We start from the raw sequence: 21,845 nt of genomic DNA, 5'->3' as shown, positions 1-21,845 counted from the left end.
GAAGTTGAGATCGTGAATCAGCACGTTGAGACATCGCTGGAACTCAAGATCGAAAGGCTGGGGCATCGTGGTGACGGCATTGCGCCGGGCCCGGTCTTCGTGCCCTATGCCTTGCCGGGCGAGACGGTCCTGGCCGAGGTGGCCGGGGAGCGGGGGCGGCTGATCGCCCTGCAAGAACCGAGCCCGGATCGGATCGACCCCTTCTGCCCCCATTTCAGCCATTGTGGCGGCTGCGCCATCCAGCATTTGTCGCTTTCCACCTATCAGGCCTGGAAGCGTGGCCTGGTGGTCGAGGCGCTGAGGCAGGCTGGCATCGAGGCGCCGGTCGAGCCGCTCGTCGATGCCCATGGCCGAGGTCGGCGCCGGGCAACCCTGCATGCCCGCAAAGGTAAGGTAGGCTTTGCCGAGGCCCGCTCGCATGCGATCGTCGAACTCGACGCCTGCCCGATCCTGGTGCCGGAACTGAACCGCGGCCTGGAGGCGGCGCGTGCGCTGGAGAAGCAATTGCGCGGTCTCGGCAAGCCGCTCGATCTGGTGCTGACAGCCACGATCACCGGCCTCGACTGCGACATTCGTGGCGCCGGACGCATCGACGACAAGATGCGTTTGAGGCTCGGCGACCTCGCCCAGCAGTTCGATCTGGCCCGGCTTTCCAACCACGGCGACGTGGTGATCGAGCGTCGGGCGCCAGTGGTGCGGTTCGGGGCCGTGGAGGTTTCACCACCGCCGGGTGCCTTTCTGCAGGCTACGGCCGAGGCGGACATCGCTCTGACGAGCCTGGTGCGCGAGGGCTTGTCCGGCGCCAAGCGCATCGCCGATCTCTTCTCCGGCTGCGGCACCTTCGCCCTGGCGCTGGCGGATGCCATGCACGTGCAGGCCTTCGATTCGGACAAGCCGGCCATCGGGGCTCTCGACCGTGCCGCCCGGCGGGCCCAGGGCCTGAAGCCTGTCAGCGCCACCGTGCGCGATCTCTTCCATCGTCCCTTGCTGGCCGAGGAACTCAAGCCCTTCGATGCCGTGGTCTTCGATCCGCCGCGCGCCGGTGCGGAGGCGCAGGCCAAGCGCCTTGCCGCCGCCAAGCTGCGTCGTATCGTCGGGGTATCCTGCAACCCGACGACCTTCGCCCGCGATGCCGCGCTTGTGATTGCCGGCGGCTATCGGCTCGCCAAGGTGACGCCGGTCGATCAGTTCCGTCACTCGGGGCATGTCGAACTGGTCGGCGTGTTCGAGCGAAGATGACGGTGTGCCGGTCTTCAGACCGGCATTTTTCGAACGGTCGAGGACATGCCGGTCTGAAGACCGGCACACCACATACCGCCTGTCATCCCTTGCGTTTCCCTTGGCCTCTCCCTTACCAAGGGAGTGCTTCAATCGCCTGCGGATGAAATGCCATGACTTTAGTCTCGCCTCTTCCCACTGCCCTCATCGTCATGGGCGTTTCCGGTGCCGGCAAGAGCAGCATCGGCGAGCGGCTTGGGTTGCGACTTGGCTGGACCTTCCGCGATGGTGATTCCTTTCATCCGCCGGCCAATGTCGCCAAGATGCATGCAGGTATTCCGCTGACGGACGAGGACCGCTGGCCCTGGCTCGCGGCCATCGCCGCCTGGATCGCCGAGCTGAGAGGGGCGGGGCAGCATGGCGTGGTTGCCTGCTCGGCGCTCAAGCGCGCCTATCGCGATGCCCTGCGGGATGGGTATGCGGATGTCCGCTTCGTCTTTCTCGAAGGCAGTGCCGAAGTGATCGCGGCCCGGTTGGCCAAGCGCAAGGATCATTTCATGCCGCCGAGCCTGCTTGCCAGCCAGTTCGCCACGCTGGAACCACCGGGTGCCGACGAGGCGCCGATTAGTGTTTTAATCGAGGCGGAACCCGACGCGATCGTCGCCAACGCGCTCCACCAGCTTGCCCACTAGGATAAAGCGCGCTCAAGTGTGACCGTGCCTTGCCCCGACTCCTCATTTTGGCGCGTCTTTGTGATTCCAGCTGCGTTCACCCATCGCAAAACGCCTTAGCCAGGATACTCCTTCCATGTCCGCTCAGCTTTCTCCCGAACTCCTTGCACGCTTCGCCGCCCTTGTCGGCGAGCGCTACGCCATTGCCGATGCGGATGCCCAGCAGCCCTTCCTGAAGGAATGGCGCGACCGCTATCACGGTAAGACGCCGCTGGTGCTGCTGCCTGGCACGGTTGGGGAGGTCGCCGCCATCCTCAGGCTTGCCGACGAGACGGATACGCCGATCGTGCCGCAAGGCGGCAATACTGGCTTGGTCGGCGGCCAGGTTCCGCACGCGGAAGGCAATGAGCTGCTGGTTTCACTCAGGCGGCTGGACAAGGTTCGTGCCGTCGATCCCGACAGCAACACCATCGACGTCGAGGCCGGCGTGACGCTGCAGCGGGTGCAGGAGGCGGCGGAGGCGGCCGGGCGTTTCTTCCCGCTCACTTTGCCATCGGAGGGGAGCTGCACCATCGGCGGCAATATCGGCACCAATGCAGGCGGCACCGGCGTGATCGCCTATGGCAATACGCGCGACCTGGTGATGGGCCTGGAGGTCGTGCTGCCGGGCGGGCGGATCTGGCATGGCATGCGCCATCTGCGCAAGGACAACACCGGCTATGATCTGAAGAACCTTTTCATCGGGGCCGAGGGCACGCTCGGCATCGTCACCGCGGCGGTGCTGAAGCTGTTCCCCAGGCCGCGCTCCGTCGGCACGGCCTTCATCGGCGTCGACAATCCGGCCGCGGCGTTGGCGCTCCTCAACGTCGCCCGGGAGAACGGCGGCGGCACCGTGACGGCGTTCGAACTCATGCCGCGCATCGGCATCGATTTCGTCATCCGCCACGTCGCCGATGCCCGTGATCCGATCGAGGGCAGCTATCCCTGGTATGTGCTGCTGGAAGTGTCCAACTCCGCCGAGGGCGGCGTGAACGAGGCGCTGGAGGCGATGCTGATGACGGCCTATGAGCAGGGCTACGCCCGCGATGCCGTGATCGCCGCCTCGCTCGAACAGGCCGCCGATTTCTGGCGCCTGCGCGAATTGCTGTCGGAAAGCCAGCGCTTCGAGGGTGGCTCGATCAAGCATGATGTGTCAGTGCCGATCCGGCTGGTGCCGGCTTTCCTCGACAAGGCCATCGCTGCCGTGGAGGCCTTCATTCCGGGCGCACGTCCGTTGCCCTTCGGCCATCTCGGCGACGGCAACATCCACTTCAACGTTTCGCAGCCCGTGGGCGGTGACAAGCAGGCCTTCCTGGACAAGTGGGAAAAGACCAACGAGATCGTCCACGGCATCGTCGCCGAGTTCCACGGTTCCATCTCGGCCGAGCACGGCATCGGCCAAGCCAAGCGCAAGTTGCTGCCAGGGGTCAAGGACCCGGTGGAACTGGAGATGATGCGCGCCATCAAAGCGACGTTCGATCCCAAAGGCATCATGAATCCCGGCAAGGTGCTCTGACATGCGGGCGATGGTCGTCATCGGCCATCCCGCACCGGCGAGTTTCAACCACGCCTTGGCCGAGGCGGTGCGAGGGGCTTGGCAGGAGGCCGGCTGCAAGGTCGCCTACCGCGACCTGTCCGCCGAGGGCTTCGACCCGCTGCTGACCGCCGAGGAGGCTCGCGGCCATCCGAGCCGGGATGCCCTTGTGCAGGCCCATATCGCCGAGCTGCAGTCGTGTGATCTCATGGCGGTCATCCATCCCAATTGCTGGGGCGCGCCGCCTGCGATCATGAAGGGCTGGATCGACCGGGTCTTCGCGCCGGGCGCCGCCTATGGCTTTGCCAAGGGGGATGATCGGGGTGACGTGCCGCAGGGCCTCCTGCGGGCGCGCGCCGCGTTGGTGCTCAACACCGGCAATACGCCTTTGGACCGCGAGCAGGCCGTTTTCGGCGATCCGCTCGATCGCATGTGGCGGGAAGGTATTTTGCGCTATTGTGGCGTCCGTCACGTCCGGCGTGCGCTCTATGGTGTGATCGCCACCAGCACTGCGGCCGATCGGGCCGGCTGGCTCGCGGATGCGAAGGTCTTGGCGCTGCAGATGCGGGATCTCGCCGTGGAGGTATGATCGGGAAGAGGACGATGCTGCAAGCTTGCCTGAACGGCAGCAGGAGCCGCGATTTCCATCCTGCACTACCCTGCACGCCGGCCGAACTGGCGCGTGATGCCAAGGCGGCCATTGCAGCCGGAGCCGAGGAACTGCATGTCCATCCCCGTGGACAGAATGGCGAGCAGAGCCTGGAGCCGGCCGATGTCGCCGCAGCCCTGCAAGCGATCCGCGCGAGCGTGCCGGGCGTGCCCGTCGGCATCTCGACCCTGTGGACGATTCCGCCGGTCGGGCGCTCGCGCCAGGCGCCGATGCGCGAATGGCGGACCCTGCCGGATTATGTTTCGGTCAATCTCAGCGAGGAAGATGCGCCGGAGATCATGGCGCTGATGATCCAGTTCCGCATCGGCATCGAGGCGGGTTTGGCCACCGTCACCGACGCCTTGCGCCTGGTCGCGCTTCCGTCCGCCGAGCGCTGCCTGCGTGTGCTCGTCGAGATCGAGGAGCAGGAAATGGCGGCCGGTTTGCATGTCGCCCATGAGATCCTGGCCGTCTTGCGCCATGCCAATCTCGGCCTGCCGATCCAACTGCACGGCAGCGACCTGACCCAATGGCCGATGCATGACGAGGCCGTCCGCCTGGGTCTCGACCGCCGCATCGGCCTGGAGGACGGCGCCGATCTGCCCGATGGGACCAGGGCTGCCGACAATGCCGAACTGCTGCAAACCGCGGTGGCGCGTGCCTCGTCGTGAATGCTGCAAAAGAATCGGACGCGAACGTCATAGAAACGCTTCATTGATTGGGCCGTTCGGCGGCCGAAAGGGATATGGATAGGATGTTTTGGAAGAGTCTCGGATGCTTGGCGCTGATTTTGGCGCTTCACGGCCCTGCGCGCGCGTCGGATGCGACGCCCATCCTCGTTGTCGATGTCGCGAATGATCAGGTGCTTCATGCCGAGGAGGCAGGGCGTCCCTGGTTTCCGGCCTCGACGACCAAGCTGATGACGGCCTTCGTCACCTTTGAGGCCATTCGCGCCGGGCGTGTGTCGCTGGAGACGCCGGTGGTGCTTTCCAAGCATGCGGCGAGCCAGAAGTTCCTCGACTCGGGCCTCCACGCCGGCAGCACCATGACGCTGGAGGACGCTCTTTTCGCCGTCATATCGGGCTCCACCAACGATGTCGCCATGGCGATCGCCGAGCAGGTTGCGGGGTCGGAGGAAGCTTTCGTCAAGGCGATGAACGATGCCGCCAGGCGATTGGGGATGACGGGCAGCCGGTTTGTGAATCCGAACGGCTTGTTCGATCGCCGGCAAAAGTCGACCGCGCGCGACATGGCGCTGCTTGGCATCGCCATTGACAGGCAGTTCCCGCAATATCGCCGTTTCTTCGAGACGTCGGCTGTCGTCATCGACGGAAAGACTGTGGAATCCCACAACGCGTTGCTGACCCGCTTTGACGGTGCCAGAGGCCTGAAGACGGGCTATCTGTGCGCATCGGGCAACAATGTGGTCGCTCTCGCCGAAAGAGGCGGGAGGCAGGTCATGGTGGTCGTGATGGGCGCGACAACCGAGCGCGAACGCAATGAACGGGCCGCGATGTATCTGACCCAGGCGTTTTCCGGCGAGCTTTCATCCGGCAACACAACGCTCTCCGCCCTGGCCAACGACATCAAGCGCAGCCCTCCGGATATGCGGGCAAAGCAATGCGGCGAGCAAACGCGTGACTATGAGCGAATGCGCGATGCCGCCTATCCGATGGGGCTGCCTGGGCAGACCAGCTATCTCGCGCAGGCCGAGGCCGCCAAGAAGGTACACCCGATCACGACTTGGCTGACCCCCAGCTCCGCCAAGCCCGAGAAAACCTCGACCTCCGCCAAACCGAAGCGGGGATGATGCGGCGAGGTTCAGTCCTCGCTGCCGTCGGCAGGCCGTGTCACGCAGCCGCGCTGGCGATGCACGCCGCTGCCGCTTGCGTCGGGAGCCTCGATGCTGGCGCCGACGCTGCGTGAGCAATAGGTCGACCCTCGCTCATCGGCGCTGTAGGTCGCGCTGCCGACGCTGACACCGGCGCTGCAACCGGCGAGGGTCGCTGCGGCCGCAAGCGCGAGGGTTGCGGATAGAGCAAAGCGCGATTTTCTCGAGTCGCACTTTTTCTCCAACTTATTGTTTTGACGCGCTTTCTGAATCGAAAAATCTATCAACTTTTCTGGAAAACGCTTTAGGGTCTTCATCATCGTTTTTCCTTCAGAGCGTTTTGCGATTTGGCGGTTGCGCCAGGAATCACAAAGACGCGTTGAACCAAGGAGCCAGAGCAAATGGGCGTTCACACTTGAACGCGCATTGCTCTAGGGATCGAATCTCGTCGAACAGGAAACCGTCCTCTCTCACAAGATTTCGCTAAGAATTTGAACATGCGTCATGTCAGGCTTCGGCATGGCAGGGGTTCAAAGACCGTGCTTCAGATCCGGTGCATCCGGCGCCAGTTCGAGCCTATCGGCGGCCGGTGGCCGCAGCAGGGCGGCTGCTTCTCCTGGCTTGGTCAGCGGATCGAGCCAGAAGGCCATGGCATCGGCCTCGATCAGCACCGGGCTGCGGTCGCCGAGCGCCGCCAGCGTGCCGCTGGCATCGGTGGTAAGAAGGCCGACCGTGTCGATCTCGCTGCCGTCACAGCCCGACCAAGTCTCCCAGATCGCGGCCAGGGCCATGAGGCCGCCGCCGGGCCGACGCAGCAGATAGGGCCGTTTCGTGCGCCCCTGCTTCTGCCATTGGTAGAAGCCGTCCGCTGGTATCACGCACCGTCGCCGCGCAAAGCCGTTGCGGAAGGAAGGCTTCTCCTGCACCGTCTCCGAGCGGATGTTGATCAGCAGCGGATAGCCGGCCGTATCCTTGATGAAGGCGGGGATGAAGCCCCATCGCATGAGAGTGAAATGCCGGGCCGAGAAGTCGGCATGCACGACGGCAACAGGTTGGCTCGGCGCGATATTCGCGCGCGGCGGGAAATCCGGTTCCTCGACATAGCCGAACCAGTCCCGCACCTCTCGTGGCGAATGGGTGAGCGCAAAACGGCCGGTCATGACCTCGAAAGGGGTTGCGGGGCAGGGCGCCGCCGCCAATAGTGGCGCCATGACGGAAGCGCCGCGATCCTATCCCGCCAGACCGATTCTTGCAGCCAGCATCGCTCTCTTCCGCGACGGCAGAGTGTTGCTGGGCGAGCGGGCGCGAGCACCGGGCCAGGGCCTGTTCTCGCTGCCCGGCGGTGTGGTGGAACTGGGTGAAAACCTGGAAGCGGCGGTCAGGCGGGAAGTCCATGAGGAGACCGGTCTGGAGATCGAGATCACCGGCTTCGTCCGCCATCACGAGGTAATCAGCCGCGATGAAGCGGGAGGCGTGCAGCGCCATTTCGTGGTGGCGGTCTTCGTGGGGCGTTCGGCGCAGGGGGAGCCGCGGCTCAGCGAGGAAACCTTGAGCTTTCGCTGGGCCGATCCTGTCACCCTCGACGGCCTGCCGCTGACCGACGGACTGGCTGATATCGTTGCCGCTGCCAGGAGGATGCTGTGAGCGGCCGCCAAGTCCTGCCGGCCGCCCTGCTGGCGTTTGGAACGATGGTGGCGGCGGCCTGCGCGCAGACGCCGCCGCCCAAGCCGGTACAGCCAACGCCGGCGCCGGCGGCTCCGCAGATCGCCCCCTATGAACCGCAATTGCTGCGGCTCGCCGAACTGATGGGGGCCTTGCACTATCTGCGCGGCCTGTGCGGCTTTGCGGATGCACCGGCCTGGCGAGACAAGATGAACGCCCTGGCCGAGGCACAGGGTTTCGATGAGACCGCCAAGGCGCGCTTTGCCGGTGCCTTCAATCGCGGCTATCGCAGTTTCAGCGAGAGCTATCGCAGCTGCAACGAGGCCGCCGGCTCGGTGATCCGCCTCTATCTCGATGAGAGCGGTAGCATCATCAAGGCACTGGAAGCGCGTTACGGCCGTTAACGATTAATTTGGAAGTGTCTATTCCTGGGACACCAGCATGCTATGGTCCGGTTCGCCCGCAGCCATCGCCGCGGCAGGATTTTGTCATGTATGATCGCGTTACCCATCTGAAACAGCAATTCGCCGCAGACGATGCCCGGCGGGCAGCGCTCGACTATCTGCTGCAGGCCTGGGAAGAGGCCATTCTCGATGGCATCGACGGCGATTGCGTGGCCAATGCGGCTCTTTTTGCTGCCTTCAAGGAATTGGTCGCGACCTATGGCGAAGAACCCGTCGCCCGCTTTGCCGAGCGCCTGCCCGAGCGGGTGCGCAATGGCGAGTTCACGGTCAAGGGAACCCATCAATAGAATGTGACGGGCGGCGAGAGTCCGGGAAGGCTCGCAATCGGACGCGGCTGTGGCTAGGCTATTGCCCAGCGAATGCCGTGATTCGCCTGATCCCGGATTGATGCCGCCCATGCGCCTGATAACCCTTGCCGCTCTCGCAGCCACCCTGCTCGGCGCCGTGCCGTCGCAGGCGGCCAACGACACGACCAAGAATGCGCCGGGCTCGTCTCCGCCCGTCAGCACGCAGACCCCCACGGTGACGGTTACCACCCCCGCAAACGACGACAGTGCAGCCTCCCAGGCTACGCCCCAGGTCTTCTATGGCGACGCCGACCTGCCGGCACAGGTGAAGGAACTGAGGCAGAAACTGCTGACGGCGATCAAGACGGGCGAACTTGAATCACTGCGCCCGATCTTCGCCGCCAATGGCGGCAATCCCGATCTGCCCGGCGGCGAGAGCGACGATCCAATCGCGACGCTGAAGCTCCTGGCCGGTGATCCGAAGGGGCGGGAGATCCTCGCCATCATGGATGACGTGCTCGAGGCGGGCTATGTCCATGTCGATGTCGGCACGCCGCAGGAGGCCTATGTCTGGCCCTATTTCGCGCGCTATCCCCTCAACAAGCTGACCGGCCCGCAGATGGTCGAGCTGTTCCGCCTGATCACCGCCGGCGATTTCCAGGACATGCAGGACAAGGGTGTCTATTCCTTCTATCGCCTCGGCATCAGCCCGCAGGGCAAGTGGCAGTTCTTCGAGGACGGGGATTGATTCTCCTTTGCAGGAGGAGGGTCGATCTTCAGATCGACCATTCTTGAAACGGCGCGTGAAACGGAGATGAAGGCGGTCGATCCTGAGATCGACCCTCCATGCCGCCCGCGCGTTTGGGTAGGCGATTTACCCGTTCGCGAATATATCAGCCTGCATAGAGATTGACTCACCAATTCCGTCATTGCGAGCGAAGCGAAGCAATCCAGGAGCCGTAAATTCTATGCCTTCAAGCTCCTGGATTGCTTCGCTTCGCTCGCAATGACGGATCATTCTTTCCGCACTCTGGTATGACAGAGGACATATCCGCGATAATTCCTACGCCTGCATCAAGGTGGCGACATGCACGGCGCTGGAGCGGGCGAGGGCGGTCAGATCATAGCCGCCTTCGAGCACGGAGACGATGCGCCCGCCTGCCGTCCTGGCCGCGAGATCGATCAGCACCGAGGTTGCCCAGGCATAATCCTCCTCGACGAAATTGAGCCCGCCGAGCGGATCGCGTTCGTGGGCATCGAAGCCGGCCGAAATCAGGATGAGATCCGGAGCGAATTCCTGCATGCGCGGCAGGATCACGCTCTGCATGGCTTCGCGGAATTCGCTGCCGCCCTGGCCGGGCCTGAGCGGGGCATTGACGATGGTGCCGGCCTCGCCGGTTTCGCCGGGGCCGCCGGTGCCGGGATAGAGCGGCATCTGGTGGGTGGAGGCATAGAGTACGCTGGGGTCGTTCCAGAAGATCGCCTGGGTGCCGTTGCCGTGATGCACGTCGAAATCGAGGATCGCCACCCGCTCGGCACCATGGGTCTTCTGGGCATGGCGCGCGGCGATTGCGACATTGTTGAACAGGCAAAAGCCCATCGCCCGTTGCGGCTCGGCATGGTGGCCGGGCGGGCGGGAAGCGCTGAAGGCGTTCCTGGCCTTGCCGGTCATGACATGGTCGACCGCCAGCGTCGCGCCGCCGGCACCGCGCAGCGCAGCTTCGAAGCTGCCCGATGACATCGAGGTGTCGCCGTCGAGCTGGGCCAATCCTTCATCGTCATGCGGGCTCAGGCGCTGCAAGGTGTCGATATAGGCGCGCGGATGGCAGGCCTCGATCATCTCGATCGAGGCCTCCGGCGCCTGGACGCGCTCCAGCCCATCGAACAGGGGATTGGCCAGCACCGCTTCCACCGCCAGGATACGGTCGACCCGCTCGGGGTGGCCTCGCGGCGTCTCGTGGCGGGCATAGGCCGGGTGCGTGACCAACAGCGTCGTCATGCCGGATATCTCCCTGCGACCTATGGCGTCTTGCGATGTGCCGAAATCGGCAAGAACCACAAGGACGCGTCGAAATGAAGGACTGGAGCGTTTTGCGATTTGGTGGAATCACCAAGAATCGCAAAGACGCGTCGAACCAAAGAGTTAGAGCAAACAAGCGTTTCCGTCTAAACGCGCTTTGCTCTTGAGCAAATAGGCGCTCACGCGCGACTGCGCTTTGTTCTACAGCATCGAACCTGATTTCTGAATCAGGCTCGATGCGGTAATTCCTTGTTGTCGCATCTTTTTTGCCGAAAACCGGTACCCACTTTTCGGCGCGATGCTCTAGTGCATGGCCTCCCCGATGACCACGCCGGGGGGCGGTACGGAATCGTCGGGCACGAAGAAGTCGGGCGCCAGGGTTTCGCCCGGGACCGCGCGGTAGGCTTCGAAATCGGTGACGCCCTCGCCATAGAGGAAGGTGTCGTCGATCAGGAAGTTGCCGGTGAAGCTGACCGGCTTGTGGAAGATGCGATAGGCGGCATCGGCCAGGATGTCCGGCTTGCGCGAGCGGCGCATCAGGGCGTCACCGCCGAGGATGTTCTTGATCGCGGCCGTGGCGATGGTGGTGCGGGGCCACAAGGCGTTCACCCCGATGCGGTCGCGCGTCTCGCCGGCAAGGCCAAGCACCACCAGGCTCATGCCGTATTTGGCGATCGAGTAGGCGGTATGGGGCGCGAACCACTTCTCCTTCATGTCGAGAGGTGGTGACAGCATCAGGATATGCGGTTGCTCGGCCTTTTCGAGATAGGGCAGGGCCGTCTTCGAGACCAGGAAGGTGCCGCGCGCATTGATCTGGTTCATCAGATCGTAGCGCTTCATTTCGGTGTCGGCGGCCTTGGTCATCTGGATGGCCGAGGCGTTGTTGACCACGATGTCGATGCCGCCGAACTGCGCCGCCGTCTTGGCGAAAGCGTCCTTGACGCTGTCCTCGTCACGCACGTCCACCACCAGCGGCAGGGCCTTGCCGCCTGCCTTCTCGATCTCTTCGGCGGCCGTATAGATGGTGCCTTCCAGCTTGGGGTGGGGGGTTTCGGTCTTGGCCGCAACGGCGATGTTGGCGCCATCCCTGGCCGCCTTCAGCGCGATGGCGAGCCCGATGCCACGCGAGGCGCCAGTGATGAACAGGGTTTTGTTGGCAAGCGACATTCAGGAGTCCTGTCAGAGAACGGTTTCGAGTCCGGCGGCAACGTAGCCGCTAACCGCGCTTTCCGCGAGCCCCTCGGCCTGCGGCGAAATCTGCGTGGCGTAGAAATGCGCGGTGTCGATGCGCAGCCGATTGGCCGGGTCGAGCGGATCGATGGCAGCCGCCGCGAGCGCTTCTTTCGCCACCACGGCCCCACCGGCGGCGATAGCGAAGACGCGCAGATAGGGTGTGGCGCCGGCGAGAACGTCCTCGGGCCGCTCACGCGGCGCCAGCATATAGGCGGTGGCGCGCTCCAGCGCGTCGATGGCACGTCCCAGCAGAGGTGCGAGAGAGGCGAGGCGCTCGCTGGCCGCGACAGCCGCGACGGTCTCCCGCAACTCAGCGATGAAGCCGCCGACGACGGCGCCCCCTTCGAGCGGCAGCTTGCGGGTGACGAGATCGATCGCCTGGATGCCGTTGGTGCCCTCATAGATCGCGGCGATGCGGGCATCGCGGAAATGCTGGGCGGCGCCGGTCTCCTCGATATAGCCCATGCCGCCATGGACCTGGACGCCGAGGGAGGCGACCTCGTTGCCGATATCGGTCGAGAAGGCCTTGGCCACCGGCGTCAGCAAGGCGGCACGGTTGGAGGCTTGTCTACGCCTGTCGACTTCGCTTTCGTGATGGGAACGGTCGATCGCTGCGGCAAGAAGGTAGGAGATGCCGCGGGCGGCCACGGTCTTGGCCCGCATCTCCAGCAGCATACGCCTGATGTCGGGATGCTCGATGATCGGGCTCATGCCGCCATTCTGCCAGAGCGGGCTCTTGCCCTGCCGGCGCTCCCTGGCATAGGCGAGGGCGTGCTGATAGGCGCGTTCGGCGATGGCAACCCCCTGCAGGCCGACGGCGAGCCGGGCATTGTTCATCATGGTGAACATGCAGGCCAGGCCCTTGTGCTCCTCACCGACGAGATAGCCGACAGCGCCGCCTTCGTCGCCGAACACCATCACGCAGGTCGGTGAGCCGTGAATGCCGAGCTTGTGCTCGAGCCCCGAGCAGAAGGCGTCGTTGCGCCGGCCCGGATTGCCCTCGGCATCGGGCAGATATTTCGGCACCAGGAACAACGAGATGCCGCGCGTGCCTGCAGGCGCGTCGGGAAGCCGAGCAAGTACCAGATGCACGATGTTGGGGGTCAGGTCGTGATCGCCATAGGTGATGAAGATCTTCTGCCCGAAGATGCGATAGCTGCCGTCGTCGCGCCGTTCGGCGCGGCTGCGCAGGGCGGCGAGGTCGGAGCCGGCCTGCGGCTCGGTCAGGTTCATCGTCCCCGTCCACTCGCCGCTGACCAGCTTGGCGAGATAGGTTTCGCGCAATTCCGGCGTGGCATGGGCGGCGAGGGCCTCGACTGCGCCCATGGTGAGCACGGGGCCGATGCCGAAGGCCATCGAGGCCGAGTTCCACATTTCCAAGCAAGCGGCGTTGAGCAGCAGGGGCAGGCCCTGGCCGCCGAATTCCACCGGTCCCGCCAAGCCATTCCAGCCGCCGCCACTCCAGTCGGCATAGGCCTGCCGCCAACCCGGAGCGGTCACCACGCCCTGCTGTTCGAGCCGGGCGCCGACCCGGTCGCCCTCGCGATTGAGCGGAGCAATGCGATCGGTCGCGAAATGGCCGGCTTCCTCCAGGATGGTGTCGACCAGGTCCGGCGTTGCGTCGGGGAACAATCCCTCGCTCTGCAGCGCATCGACATCAGCGACGTGACGAAGCGAGAAGGCAATGTCGGCGACAGACGCTTGATAGGTCATTGTTGGTTCTTGAACTCCATTGCGCGCCTTCGAACTTGACGGAATGCGTGGCTACGGGCAATGGCGCATCACGCATCGATCAACAAAAGAGCGGACGGCAGGCCCGGATGACACATCGAAACACTCTGCATCTCGGGGCCGATCCATCCTCCCTGGCGACGGCGGGACATATCCTGGCGCAGGGCGGGCTGGTCTCCTTTCCCACCGAGACGGTCTATGGCCTGGGCGCCGATGCCACCAACGGACGGGCGGTCGCCGGCATCTACGAGGCCAAGGGCCGTCCGCGCTTCAATCCGTTGATCGCCCATCTCGCTTCTTTCGAACTCGCCCGTGGCCAAGGCGTCTTCTCGCCTGCGGCCGAGCGCCTGGCCCGGGCCTTCTGGCCGGGGCCGTTGACTCTAGTGGTGCCGAAGGCGCCGACCTGCACGGTGAGCGAGATTGCCACCGCCGGGCTCGACAGCGTGGCCCTGCGGGTACCCGACCACCCCGTGGCTCATGCCGTGCTCGAGGCGGTCGGCCGTCCCGTCGCCGCACCCTCGGCCAATCGCTCCGGCCATGTCAGTGCCACGACGGCAACCCATGTCGCCGCCGATCTCGATGGCCGCATCGATGCCATCGTTGATGGCGGCGCCACCAAGGTCGGTGTCGAATCGACGATCCTGTCCTGCCTCGGCGATCGCGTGGCGATGCTGCGTCCCGGCGGACTCTCGCGGGACATGATCGAGGAAGTGCTCGGCTTCGCCCTGGCCGAAGGCCCCGAGGGCGCCGGCGACGAGCCGGTGGCACCCGGCATGCTGGCGTCCCATTATGCGCCTCGGGCCCATGTCAGGCTCGATGCCGAGGAAGCTGGACCGGACGAGGCCTGGCTCGGCTTTGGCCCGGGTGGGGATGGGCGGGCTCGTATCGCTGCCAATCTCAGTCCGAGCGGTGACCTTACCGAGGCCGCCGCCAATCTGTTCGGCATGCTGCGCCTGCTCGATCGGGCCGACATTCATGCCATAGCCGTCGCTCCCATTCCCGGCGACGGACTGGGAGAAGCGATACGCGACAGGCTCGCTCGCGCTGCCGCCGAACGATAGGGCAGCTGGCCGGCGACTCGCCTGTTGACGGGAGGGCTGACATCACAGGGATGGAGGTTCCATAACACCGTTTCATGCCGCCGATCATGTGACTCCGCCCTTCGCTGTCTTGCTTCCTGGTCGCTGCGGGTGAAGGTCCAGTCCCCGAGGAATAAATTTTTGTTGATCGGATGAGAGTGGACTAGCCAGTTGGTGTCAGGGGCCGACAGCGAATTCAGCGTGTCCCCGCCTCTTGGTTCGACCTTGGTGGCCTCCGGCCCGACGTGCTCCATCCAAAGTCATTTTTGTAACGATTCCAGAGTGATAGGTATTGCAATGTTTTCGGGCGCGCTCAGAAAGACGCGCAACTGTTGAATGGTTTGCCGAACCTGGAACTTTGGACGAGAGTCGGCGTTCTCTTATCGTCCGACCGCCGAATGCTGGCCTTTGCGAAAAAACTGAGACTAACCGTAGGTTGAACCAGCCGGGAAAGTATGTTTCCTGTGATGTGACGCTGGGTAGTTGCTGGGGGGCGCTGAGTAGCAAAGACAACACCCGATCATGGAGATCAATTGTTCGAGCGAAGGAGACGCGATGTCGCACCATGTTCTTGTGGCCTGCATGCCGAAATCGGCTTCGACATTCATAAGCAGCGCCATAGCAAACGCGGTGAACCTTAATTCAATCAATTTGATTCCAAGTTACGGACGCCGCGAACAGGAACTTTGTGAAATCTGCCTGGCTCAAAACGCCAAGCTCGACTACGTCGCGCAGCACCACATCAAGCATAGCACCTGGACCGAGGAACTGTGCAGCGAATACGATGTCTCCATCATCGTCCTGATCCGCAGCCTTTTCGATGTCGTAGTCAGCATTCGGGATCATGTGCATCGCGAGAGCCCGGTAAATCCCTTTTTCTATCTCGACAAGCAGCATTTAAGCCGGGACCGAGCCGAACTCGAGCACATGATCGCCATGCTGGCGATGCCCTGGTATATCAATTTCTACATGGGCTGGCGCAGCTCGAAGGCCGCCCGGATCTTCATGTATGAGGATTTCATTGCCGATCCGGACAAGGCAGTAGGCGAGATGCTGACGTTTGCCGGTATCCCGGCAAGCACGGCGCAAATTACCGCCGGTCTGGAGGCTGCGAAATCCAAGGGCAGCCGCATCAATGTCGGCAAAGCCGGTCGGGGCATGGACCTCAAGCCGGAGACGGTCATGATGATCATGGACATGCTGGCGGCCTATCCTGAAATTCAGGATGACCCCTATGTCCAGATGATGAAGACACAGGCAGCGCGTATTCTGGCTGCGGGGACCGACCAGGTTGCCGCGCCGTCGCCGCTTCCCGCTACGGCTAGGGCGACGCATCGTCCTTCCTTTGCGATGCGGGCGAGGCGCTATTTCAGGCGCAAGGTGAGGCTGCTCGGCAAAAGACGGAACCCGCTCATAGCGGCAGGATTACTGGCCATTGCGGCTCTTTATTACGCGTTCCTGTATAATTTGATTCCAAACTCGCTGATGGGCGGGCGCATCGATGATCTCATCGTGCCGGCTGCCTGTGTTTTCGTCGCTGCCAAGCTCCTGACGCGGACCAAGGTCAGGCCGGTTCCGGTGCCATTCAGGACAACCGACGCGGCAGCCTCTGCGTCATCGCACTGAGCTTGCCCTGAGAAGGTCGCGCCGGGGGTATCCCTGCCGATGCCCCCGGGTCGCCGTCGTGGTCAGGCCTGCAGAATGCTTTCTGCGCTGACATAAGCCAGATTATGCGCTTCTGCGACCGGGCGGCAGGTGATCTTGCCATCCACGACGTTGAGGCCGTTGCGCAGATGCGCATCGTCGCGTAGCGCCTGCTTCCAGCCCTTGTCGGCCAACGCCACCGCGAAGGGCAGGGTGACGTTGTTGAGCGCGAAGGTCGAGGTGCGCGCCACCGCGCCTGGCATGTTGGCGACGCAGTAATGCACCACGCCATCCACCACATAAGTCGGGTTCGAATGGGTGGTCGCCTTCGAGGTCTCGATGCAGCCTCCCTGGTCGATCGCCACGTCGACGATCACCGCGCCCGGCTTCATGCTGCGCACCATGTCGCGGCTGACGAGCTTGGGAGCCGCCGCGCCCGGAACCAGCACGGTGCCGATCAGGAGGTCGGCGCGTTTCACCAGCTCCTCGATGGCCGAGCGGGTCGAGAAGACGGTGGAGATCGACGTGCCGAACTGGGCGGCAAGCCGCTTGAGAGCCTCGGCCGAGCGGTCGACCACCGTGACTTTCGCACCCATGCCGACCGCGATGGTCGCCGCATGCGTGCCCGAGACGCCGCCGCCGAGAATGACGACCTCGGCTGCCGGAACGCCGGGAACGCCGCCCAGCAGGATGCCGCGTCCCCCCTGGGCCTTCTCCAGGCTGTGGGCGCCGACCTGCGGTGCCAGGCGACCGGCCACTTCGGACATCGGCGTCAGCAGGGGCAGGGCGCCGGTGGCCGAGGTCACGGTCTCATAGGCAATGCAGACGGCGCCGGAGGCGACGAGGTCATGAGTCTGTTCGGCATCGGGAGCCAGGTGGAGATAGGTGAACAGAATCTGGTCCTGGCGCAGCTTCCTGCGCTCGACCGCCAGCGGTTCCTTCACCTTGACGATCATGTCCGCCTTGGCGAAGAGGATGTCGGGATTGTCGACGATCTCGGCACCGGCGCCGATATAATCGGCGTCCGAGAGGCCGGCGCCGACACCGGCATTGGTTTCCACCCAGACCTTGTGGCCGTGATGCACCAATTCCGCAACGGAAGATGGGATCAAGCCGACGCGAAATTCATTGTCCTTGATTTCCTTGGGGACGCCGATCAGCATTGTTTTCGCCTTGTATGGTGATGAAGCCAGCCCTTGTCGTCGGGCTTTAGGCTAGAAAGGCATGTTGGCGCGGAAATCGCGCAATTTCTCGCGGAAAAGTCTGGTGTTCAGGGCGTTCTGTCGCATAGTATGCGACAAATTGATCCAATGATCGCTGTTTATGCCAAGATCCGAGATCTCGCTCGATATCCGCGACCGTGCCATTCTCAGGCTGTTGCAGGCCGATGGGCGCCTGACCAATGTCGACCTGGCAGAGAAGGTCAATTTGTCGCCCTCCGCCTGCTTGAGGAGGGTCAAGCTTCTTGAAGAGCGCGGACTGATCTCGCGCTATGTCATGCTGCTCGACGAGAAGGAAGCTGGCCTGCCGGGGGTGGCCTTCGTGCTCGTCACGCTGGACCAGCAGGGACGCGGTGCGCTCGATGCCTTCGAGGCGGCGATCCAGCGCCATCCCGAGGTGACGGAATGCTGCCTCTTGGCCGGTGCCGCCGACTATATGGTGCGGGTCGCCTATGCCGATGCCGCTGATTTCGAGCGCATCCACACCGAGATCCTGACTCAGCTTCCCGGTGTGGTCCGCGTGCAATCGACGCTGGCTTTGCGCAGCGTCAAGAAGACGACCGCGCTGCCGGTGTAAGGAGAGGGGGCGGTCTTCAGACCGTTTCGGTGCCCTTGATCTCGATGCCGAAGCCCGAGAGCCCGATATAGGTGCGCGGCTTGGTCGAGAGCAGCTTGATCGACGAGACGTCGAGGTCGCGCAGGATCTGGGCGCCGAGCCCGACCTCGCGCCACTGTTCGTTGCGTACGGCCTCCGAACCGTGGTCCGAGCCGTGCGTCACCATGGGGACGCCCGCGGTGCCGTCGCGCAGATAGACGATCACGCCCCGGCCTGCTTCCTTGAACTTGGCGAGGGAGCTGCCGAGCGTCTTGGCGCCGCCGAACACATCCGTCACCACGTCTGCGCGGTGCAGGCGGGTCGGTACGTTCTCGCCATCACCGATCTTGCCGTAGACAAAGGCGAGCTGCTGCACCTCGTCATAGGGCGTGGTGTAGGCATAGGCCGTGAGCGGTCCGATCTCGCTTTCCACGGTAAAGGTCGCCACGCGCTCGACCAGCTTTTCGCGGGCCTGGCGGAAGGCGATGAGATCGGCGATCGACACCACATGCAGGCCATGGGTTTCGGCGAAGGCCACGACTTCGGGGCCGCGCTTGACGGTGCCGTCATCGTTGGCGAGCTCGCAGATCGCGGCGACCTGGGGCAGGTCGGCGAGCTTGCACAGATCGGTAGCCGCCTCGGTATGGCCGGAGCGCATCAGCACGCCGCCTTCCTTCGAGATCAGTGGGAAGATGTGTCCGGGGCGCACGAAATCCGTGGCGCCCATGTTGGAGTTGGCGAGTGCCCTGACCGTATTGGCGCGCTGCTCGGCCGAGATACCGGTGGTGAGGCCGTGCTTGACGTCGACCGTGACGGTGAAGGCCGTGCCGAGCGGAGCGTCGTTCTGTGACACCATCGGGTCGAGGCGCAGGCGCCTGGCTTCTTCCACCGTCAGCGGTGCGCAGACGATGCCGCAGCAATGGCGGATGATGAAGGCCATCTTCTCGGTGGTGAGGTGGCTTGCGGCGATGATCAGGTCGCCTTCGTTCTCGCGGTCGTCGTCATCGACCACCACCACGATCTCGCCACGGGCAAAGGCCTCGATGGCGGCCTGAATCTTCTGATGGGACACGACAGTCTCCTTGAGGGGGTCTCGAACCGGGGCAAGGCCCAGAAAATCATTGGGGGTGACGCTGCCGCCGGTCGCTTCGGCAATGCGCGCGGCTGTCTCGCGGGAAATCCACGCCGTCTCGTCATTGCACAGGGCGGTAATGCTCGCAGGCGACAGCGCCACCGTCTTGGCGAAGGCGCTGCGGGGGGTGGCGGTCTGTTTGAGCCAAGCGTCGAGTTTCATGGTGCCAAGGTAGGCACGAAGAATTTTAATTTCAACCGAAATGTTGAATGAATTTCAGTATTACTGAAAAATGGAAATATCAGATGCCAATCAGGGCTCGCAAGGTGGGTAGAGCGAGGTCGAAAGCCAGGCCGACGGCGATGCCGGCGGCGAAAATGCCGACATAAGTCCAAAGCGTGCTGTCGCGATGCCAGGCAACCGGCTTGTCGTGACGCAGTTTCAGCATCATCGAAAGAGGCAGGGGCTCGCGCGCGATGGGGGCGAGGGCGGCATGAAGGGCCTCGCTCTGGCGCTGCCAGGTCGCGGCGCGTTCGTTGCCTTGGGGATCGGTTTCCAGCGCCTCGCGCGTTTCGCGCTCCACCCGCGCGGAGAGCCGGCCATCGACAAGGGCGTTGAAGATTCGGTCGGGAATACGGGTCGGTTCGGTCATTTCACGATCCGCAGCACGGCATGGCGCTGGCCGTCCACCTGGCGCGAAAAGGCCTCGCGGGCCCGAGTGAGGCGGGCGATGAAGGCTTCTTCGCGCACCGCCAGCACGGTGGCTGCCGTCTCATAATCCAGACCTTCGATGATGATCAGTGCCAGGACCTCGCGATCGGTCAGGGGCAGGCGATCGAAGGCGCGCAGGATGTCGGGATGGCTAGAGCAGCCAGCCTTCATCGGCGGCCGTTGTGCCTTGAGCTGGTTTTCCCGGTCGTCGAGGTCGCGGCGGCGGGCGATCAGCGCCGTGAGCAGGCGGGGATAGTCGAGGCGCTTGCCTTCATGTGCCGACAGGATTTCCAGGACCAGCGCATCCGCCCCATCGGAATCATGGCTGAGCGCCCGGGCAAAGCGCCTCAGGCGCTGGACGACGGCTTCTATCTGCTGGCCCATCGGTCGATCCTCCGGCCGCCCCCGGCTGGCCGCTTCTCCCTGCGGATTGAGCCGGAAATCCGTGCTGGGCGCACGTCTCGGCACGCCCTGACGCATCATACTGCGCGCCTTTTTGGGGGCCAAGCATTTTGGCGATGGCGGAGCCTATGCAGAGGGTAAATTTATCACGCCGGCCAGCAGGATGAGCCCGAGCGCAAAGACCATGAAGGCAAGGCCCATTTCGAGCGTGCGCACCGTGATGGCAGCGGCAAAGCTCTGCGGGGCGGCAAGGCGGACGGCAAGGCTCTTGGCCATCACTGCGACGGTGGCGATGATGGCGATGGTGAGGGCGGTGCCCAGGCCCATGGCGAATGTCGCGATGATGCCCGAGCCGTAGATGCCCTGCCGCCAGGCGAATACCAGCACGATGATGGCGCCCGTGCACGGCCTCAGCCCCGCAGCGAGGATGGCCCGCACATTGTTGCGCTTGGCGGTTTCGCTGTCGGTCGGCAAGGCGAGATGACCGCAATTGGCGTCATGGACATGGATACTGGCGCCGGGCAGGCCGAAACGAGCGGCGATCAGGCCCCAGAGAGCGCGGCCCTTGCGCCAGAACAGCCAGGCGCCGACGGCCATCACCATGAAGTTGGAGAGACGCTCCAGCATCAGGGTGGAGGCATCCATGGTCTGGGCCGTGACGTTCAGGATGGCCGCCAGCACCGACACCATGGCGATGGCGGACAGCGCCTGCACAAGGGCGAAGGCGCCGGACAGCGTGATGCCGCGTTTGACGGCCTCGTCATTGGCGAACAGATAGGAGGAAATCACCGCCTTGCCGTGGCCCGGGCCGGCAGCATGGAAGACGCCATAGCCGAAGCTGAGGGTGATCAGCGCCACGCTGGCCGTGCCGTTCTGCTTGGATTCCTTCAAGGCATCGACGAGCAGTTGATAATAGCGCGCCGTCTCGGTGAGGATCCAGGCCAGGAAGGGACTGGCGGGACCTGTGATCGATTGCTCCGGCCGGCTGATGCCGAAAGGCGTGCTCTTCTGGGCGAAGGCCTCGCCGGCGGCCAGCAGCAGCAGGACCAGCACGGCCGGTGCCGCCTGCGCGACCCGCCTGTAAATCCGGCCTTTGCCCGTCGTCACGGGCAGTTCACCTGGATGTTGTTGGCGAATTTGGCGCCGAAATCCTTGTTCTGGTCCAATGCGCTGAAATAGGCCTCGTCGAGCTGCAGGGCGGCGGCCTTCTGGTCTTCGCTCGGCGGCTTGGGCCTGATGACGTTGAGTGCGCAACCCTGTGGGGAACCGTTGAGCTTGGCAGGCGTCTCGTCATCCAGGGTAAACGCGACATAATAGGTTGGGTCGTAGATCTGGATCGCCAGGGCCTTCTGCCCTTGTGTCTGCGGGGAGGACAGGGGCAGGAAGAAATGCAGGGTCAGGACGCCGTTGGTGAAGTCGAGATAGGGGTCGACCGGATCCTTGAACAAAAGCTCCTTGCCGCCGAGCTTGGCGAAGGTGAAATAGCCGAAATCCTTGAGGTTCTCGACATTGGTCTGGGCCAGCGGAGCGAGAGCCTCGCGGGTGTAGCCACCATTCGCGTTCTGCTGCAGCCCCTGCGTGGCATAGGAAGAGAAGGCCTCGTCGAAGGTCCAGTTCTGCTTGACACCGGTTACCCGCCCCTTGTCGTCGTAGACGATCTCGCTGGCCGAATTGACGAAGACATGCGGATGGGCTGCAGCTCGTCCAATGAGACAGCCGAGCAGCACGGTGGCGAGAAGAAGCGAACGCATGAACGATCCGGTTTGCAGAGGGCGGTAGCTGT

The 21,845-nt window shown here is 63.8% G+C and carries 24 protein-coding genes; 13 read left to right on the top strand and 11 right to left on the bottom strand.

Annotated elements, in window-relative coordinates:
• Positions 1-12: 12 nt before the first annotated feature.
• The 6 genes from BA190_RS07105 (at position 13) to BA190_RS07080 (ending at position 5,921) form a co-directional block, all read left to right on the top strand.
• A complete protein-coding gene (locus BA190_RS07105; RefSeq protein WP_202908435.1) occupies positions 13-1,239 on the top strand; it encodes a class I SAM-dependent RNA methyltransferase in 1,227 nt (408 codons plus the stop codon).
• Positions 1,240-1,391: 152 nt separating this feature from the next.
• Positions 1,392-1,910: a gluconokinase gene (locus tag BA190_RS07100; protein WP_068284662.1), complete on the top strand. Its 519-nt coding sequence runs from the start codon at positions 1,392-1,394 to the stop codon at positions 1,908-1,910.
• 115 nt (positions 1,911-2,025) lie between these two features.
• The gene (locus tag BA190_RS07095; protein WP_068284658.1) at positions 2,026-3,444 is read left to right on the top strand and encodes an FAD-binding oxidoreductase; all 1,419 of its coding nucleotides are present in this window, start codon (positions 2,026-2,028) and stop codon (positions 3,442-3,444) included.
• A gap of 1 nt (position 3,445) precedes the next feature.
• Positions 3,446-4,051, top strand: coding sequence for an NAD(P)H-dependent oxidoreductase (locus BA190_RS07090; protein ID WP_068284656.1), 606 nt, complete (start codon positions 3,446-3,448; stop codon positions 4,049-4,051).
• Between the two features lie 14 nt (positions 4,052-4,065).
• Positions 4,066-4,782: a 3-keto-5-aminohexanoate cleavage protein gene (locus tag BA190_RS07085; protein ID WP_068284648.1), complete on the top strand. Its 717-nt coding sequence runs from the start codon at positions 4,066-4,068 to the stop codon at positions 4,780-4,782.
• 107 nt (positions 4,783-4,889) lie between these two features.
• The gene (locus BA190_RS07080; RefSeq protein ID WP_068284646.1) at positions 4,890-5,921 is read left to right on the top strand and encodes a D-alanyl-D-alanine carboxypeptidase family protein; all 1,032 of its coding nucleotides are present in this window, start codon (positions 4,890-4,892) and stop codon (positions 5,919-5,921) included.
• A gap of 11 nt (positions 5,922-5,932) precedes the next feature.
• On the opposite strand, the gene BA190_RS07075 is transcribed toward BA190_RS07080, so the two are convergent.
• Positions 5,933-6,262: a hypothetical protein gene (locus tag BA190_RS07075; protein WP_068284645.1), complete on the bottom strand. Its 330-nt coding sequence runs from the start codon at positions 6,260-6,262 to the stop codon at positions 5,933-5,935.
• A gap of 210 nt (positions 6,263-6,472) precedes the next feature.
• Complete coding sequence (locus tag BA190_RS07070; RefSeq protein ID WP_068284644.1) at positions 6,473-7,102, bottom strand: SOS response-associated peptidase; 630 nt, start codon at positions 7,100-7,102, stop codon at positions 6,473-6,475.
• Here BA190_RS07070 and BA190_RS07065 point away from each other — a divergent pair.
• The 4 genes from BA190_RS07065 to BA190_RS07050 all read left to right on the top strand — a co-directional run bounded on the left by BA190_RS07065 (position 7,101) and on the right by BA190_RS07050 (position 9,103).
• A complete protein-coding gene (locus BA190_RS07065; RefSeq protein WP_245314604.1) occupies positions 7,101-7,586 on the top strand; it encodes an NUDIX hydrolase in 486 nt (161 codons plus the stop codon). The two genes, BA190_RS07070 and BA190_RS07065, sit on opposite strands and share 2 nt — an antisense overlap.
• Positions 7,583-8,008: a TIGR02301 family protein gene (locus BA190_RS07060; RefSeq protein ID WP_202908434.1), complete on the top strand. Its 426-nt coding sequence runs from the start codon at positions 7,583-7,585 to the stop codon at positions 8,006-8,008. The genes BA190_RS07065 and BA190_RS07060 overlap by 4 nt, the downstream gene beginning before the upstream one ends.
• Positions 8,009-8,094: 86 nt before the next feature.
• Positions 8,095-8,355, top strand: coding sequence for a hypothetical protein (locus tag BA190_RS07055; protein WP_068284643.1), 261 nt, complete (start codon positions 8,095-8,097; stop codon positions 8,353-8,355).
• A gap of 109 nt (positions 8,356-8,464) precedes the next feature.
• A complete protein-coding gene (locus BA190_RS07050; RefSeq protein WP_082979532.1) occupies positions 8,465-9,103 on the top strand; it encodes a hypothetical protein in 639 nt (212 codons plus the stop codon).
• 315 nt (positions 9,104-9,418) lie between these two features.
• Here BA190_RS07050 and BA190_RS07045 read toward each other — a convergent pair whose 3' ends face one another.
• The 3 genes from BA190_RS07045 to BA190_RS07035 all read right to left on the bottom strand — a co-directional run bounded on the left by BA190_RS07045 (position 9,419) and on the right by BA190_RS07035 (position 13,321).
• Entirely contained in the window at positions 9,419-10,354 is a 936-nt protein-coding gene (locus tag BA190_RS07045) for a histone deacetylase family protein (RefSeq protein ID WP_068284636.1), read from the bottom strand.
• Between the two features lie 324 nt (positions 10,355-10,678).
• Positions 10,679-11,542: an NAD(P)-dependent oxidoreductase gene (locus BA190_RS07040; RefSeq protein WP_068284634.1), complete on the bottom strand. Its 864-nt coding sequence runs from the start codon at positions 11,540-11,542 to the stop codon at positions 10,679-10,681.
• A gap of 12 nt (positions 11,543-11,554) precedes the next feature.
• The gene (locus BA190_RS07035; protein WP_068284633.1) at positions 11,555-13,321 is read right to left on the bottom strand and encodes an acyl-CoA dehydrogenase; all 1,767 of its coding nucleotides are present in this window, start codon (positions 13,319-13,321) and stop codon (positions 11,555-11,557) included.
• 107 nt (positions 13,322-13,428) lie between these two features.
• Between BA190_RS07035 and BA190_RS07030 the strand changes: the two genes are divergently transcribed.
• Both BA190_RS07030 and BA190_RS07025 read left to right on the top strand, forming a co-directional pair.
• On the top strand, positions 13,429-14,400 hold the full coding sequence (locus BA190_RS07030; RefSeq protein ID WP_068284632.1) for an L-threonylcarbamoyladenylate synthase: 972 nt from the start codon (positions 13,429-13,431) through the stop codon (positions 14,398-14,400).
• Positions 14,401-14,973: 573 nt separating this feature from the next.
• Positions 14,974-16,044 (top strand): sulfotransferase domain-containing protein, encoded by a 1,071-nt coding sequence (locus tag BA190_RS07025; RefSeq protein WP_068284631.1) that lies wholly within the window; start codon positions 14,974-14,976, stop codon positions 16,042-16,044.
• Positions 16,045-16,106: 62 nt separating this feature from the next.
• Here BA190_RS07025 and ald read toward each other — a convergent pair whose 3' ends face one another.
• Complete coding sequence (gene ald, locus BA190_RS07020) at positions 16,107-17,225, bottom strand: alanine dehydrogenase (protein ID WP_068284625.1); 1,119 nt, start codon at positions 17,223-17,225, stop codon at positions 16,107-16,109.
• Positions 17,226-17,385: 160 nt separating this feature from the next.
• Here ald and BA190_RS07015 point away from each other — a divergent pair, with 160 nt between their 5' ends.
• The gene (locus BA190_RS07015) at positions 17,386-17,859 is read left to right on the top strand and encodes an Lrp/AsnC family transcriptional regulator (protein ID WP_068284623.1); all 474 of its coding nucleotides are present in this window, start codon (positions 17,386-17,388) and stop codon (positions 17,857-17,859) included.
• A 16-nt stretch (positions 17,860-17,875) separates the two neighbouring features.
• Here BA190_RS07015 and ribB read toward each other — a convergent pair whose 3' ends face one another.
• The 5 genes from ribB to BA190_RS06990 form a co-directional block, all read right to left on the bottom strand.
• Positions 17,876-19,171 carry a 3,4-dihydroxy-2-butanone-4-phosphate synthase gene (gene ribB, locus BA190_RS07010; RefSeq protein ID WP_068284621.1) on the bottom strand — a complete coding sequence of 432 codons (1,296 nt, stop codon included), beginning with the start codon at positions 19,169-19,171 and terminating at the stop codon, positions 17,876-17,878.
• A gap of 79 nt (positions 19,172-19,250) precedes the next feature.
• Positions 19,251-19,601 (bottom strand): anti-sigma factor, encoded by a 351-nt coding sequence (locus tag BA190_RS07005; RefSeq protein WP_068284619.1) that lies wholly within the window; start codon positions 19,599-19,601, stop codon positions 19,251-19,253.
• Positions 19,598-20,044: a sigma factor-like helix-turn-helix DNA-binding protein gene (locus BA190_RS07000; RefSeq protein ID WP_068284617.1), complete on the bottom strand. Its 447-nt coding sequence runs from the start codon at positions 20,042-20,044 to the stop codon at positions 19,598-19,600. The genes BA190_RS07005 and BA190_RS07000 overlap by 4 nt, the downstream gene beginning before the upstream one ends.
• Positions 20,045-20,188: 144 nt before the next feature.
• On the bottom strand, positions 20,189-21,169 hold the full coding sequence (locus BA190_RS06995) for a nickel/cobalt transporter (RefSeq protein ID WP_068284615.1): 981 nt from the start codon (positions 21,167-21,169) through the stop codon (positions 20,189-20,191).
• Positions 21,166-21,813 (bottom strand): DUF1007 family protein, encoded by a 648-nt coding sequence (locus tag BA190_RS06990; RefSeq protein ID WP_068284614.1) that lies wholly within the window; start codon positions 21,811-21,813, stop codon positions 21,166-21,168. The genes BA190_RS06995 and BA190_RS06990 overlap by 4 nt, the downstream gene beginning before the upstream one ends.
• Positions 21,814-21,845: the final 32 nt, after the last annotated feature.

This window comes from Labrys sp. WJW (assembly GCF_001676615.1).
GTDB classification, from domain to species: domain Bacteria; phylum Pseudomonadota; class Alphaproteobacteria; order Rhizobiales; family Labraceae; genus Labrys; species Labrys sedimenti.
The sequence above is the reverse complement of the archived record's forward strand: the minus strand, read 5'-3'. Positions and strand labels throughout refer to the sequence as shown.

Coding starts and splice junctions, on each gene's coding strand:
- BA190_RS07100 (WP_068284662.1), top strand. CDS start 1,392: ATGACTTTAGTCTCGCCTCTTCCCACTGCCCTCATCGTCATGGGCGTT.
- BA190_RS07095 (WP_068284658.1), top strand. CDS start 2,026: ATGTCCGCTCAGCTTTCTCCCGAACTCCTTGCACGCTTCGCCGCCCTT.
- BA190_RS07090 (WP_068284656.1), top strand. CDS start 3,446: ATGCGGGCGATGGTCGTCATCGGCCATCCCGCACCGGCGAGTTTCAAC.
- BA190_RS07085 (WP_068284648.1), top strand. CDS start 4,066: ATGCTGCAAGCTTGCCTGAACGGCAGCAGGAGCCGCGATTTCCATCCT.
- BA190_RS07075 (WP_068284645.1), bottom strand. CDS start 6,262: ATGATGAAGACCCTAAAGCGTTTTCCAGAAAAGTTGATAGATTTTTCG.
- BA190_RS07065 (WP_245314604.1), top strand. CDS start 7,101: ATGACCTCGAAAGGGGTTGCGGGGCAGGGCGCCGCCGCCAATAGTGGC.
- BA190_RS07070 (WP_068284644.1), bottom strand. CDS start 7,102: ATGACCGGCCGTTTTGCGCTCACCCATTCGCCACGAGAGGTGCGGGAC.
- BA190_RS07055 (WP_068284643.1), top strand. CDS start 8,095: ATGTATGATCGCGTTACCCATCTGAAACAGCAATTCGCCGCAGACGAT.
- BA190_RS07050 (WP_082979532.1), top strand. CDS start 8,465: ATGCGCCTGATAACCCTTGCCGCTCTCGCAGCCACCCTGCTCGGCGCC.
- BA190_RS07045 (WP_068284636.1), bottom strand. CDS start 10,354: ATGACGACGCTGTTGGTCACGCACCCGGCCTATGCCCGCCACGAGACG.
- BA190_RS07040 (WP_068284634.1), bottom strand. CDS start 11,542: ATGTCGCTTGCCAACAAAACCCTGTTCATCACTGGCGCCTCGCGTGGC.
- BA190_RS07035 (WP_068284633.1), bottom strand. CDS start 13,321: ATGACCTATCAAGCGTCTGTCGCCGACATTGCCTTCTCGCTTCGTCAC.
- BA190_RS07030 (WP_068284632.1), top strand. CDS start 13,429: ATGACACATCGAAACACTCTGCATCTCGGGGCCGATCCATCCTCCCTG.
- BA190_RS07025 (WP_068284631.1), top strand. CDS start 14,974: ATGTCGCACCATGTTCTTGTGGCCTGCATGCCGAAATCGGCTTCGACA.
- ald (WP_068284625.1), bottom strand. CDS start 17,225: ATGCTGATCGGCGTCCCCAAGGAAATCAAGGACAATGAATTTCGCGTC.
- BA190_RS07015 (WP_068284623.1), top strand. CDS start 17,386: ATGCCAAGATCCGAGATCTCGCTCGATATCCGCGACCGTGCCATTCTC.
- ribB (WP_068284621.1), bottom strand. CDS start 19,171: ATGAAACTCGACGCTTGGCTCAAACAGACCGCCACCCCCCGCAGCGCC.
- BA190_RS07005 (WP_068284619.1), bottom strand. CDS start 19,601: ATGACCGAACCGACCCGTATTCCCGACCGAATCTTCAACGCCCTTGTC.
- BA190_RS07000 (WP_068284617.1), bottom strand. CDS start 20,044: ATGGGCCAGCAGATAGAAGCCGTCGTCCAGCGCCTGAGGCGCTTTGCC.
- BA190_RS06990 (WP_068284614.1), bottom strand. CDS start 21,813: ATGCGTTCGCTTCTTCTCGCCACCGTGCTGCTCGGCTGTCTCATTGGA.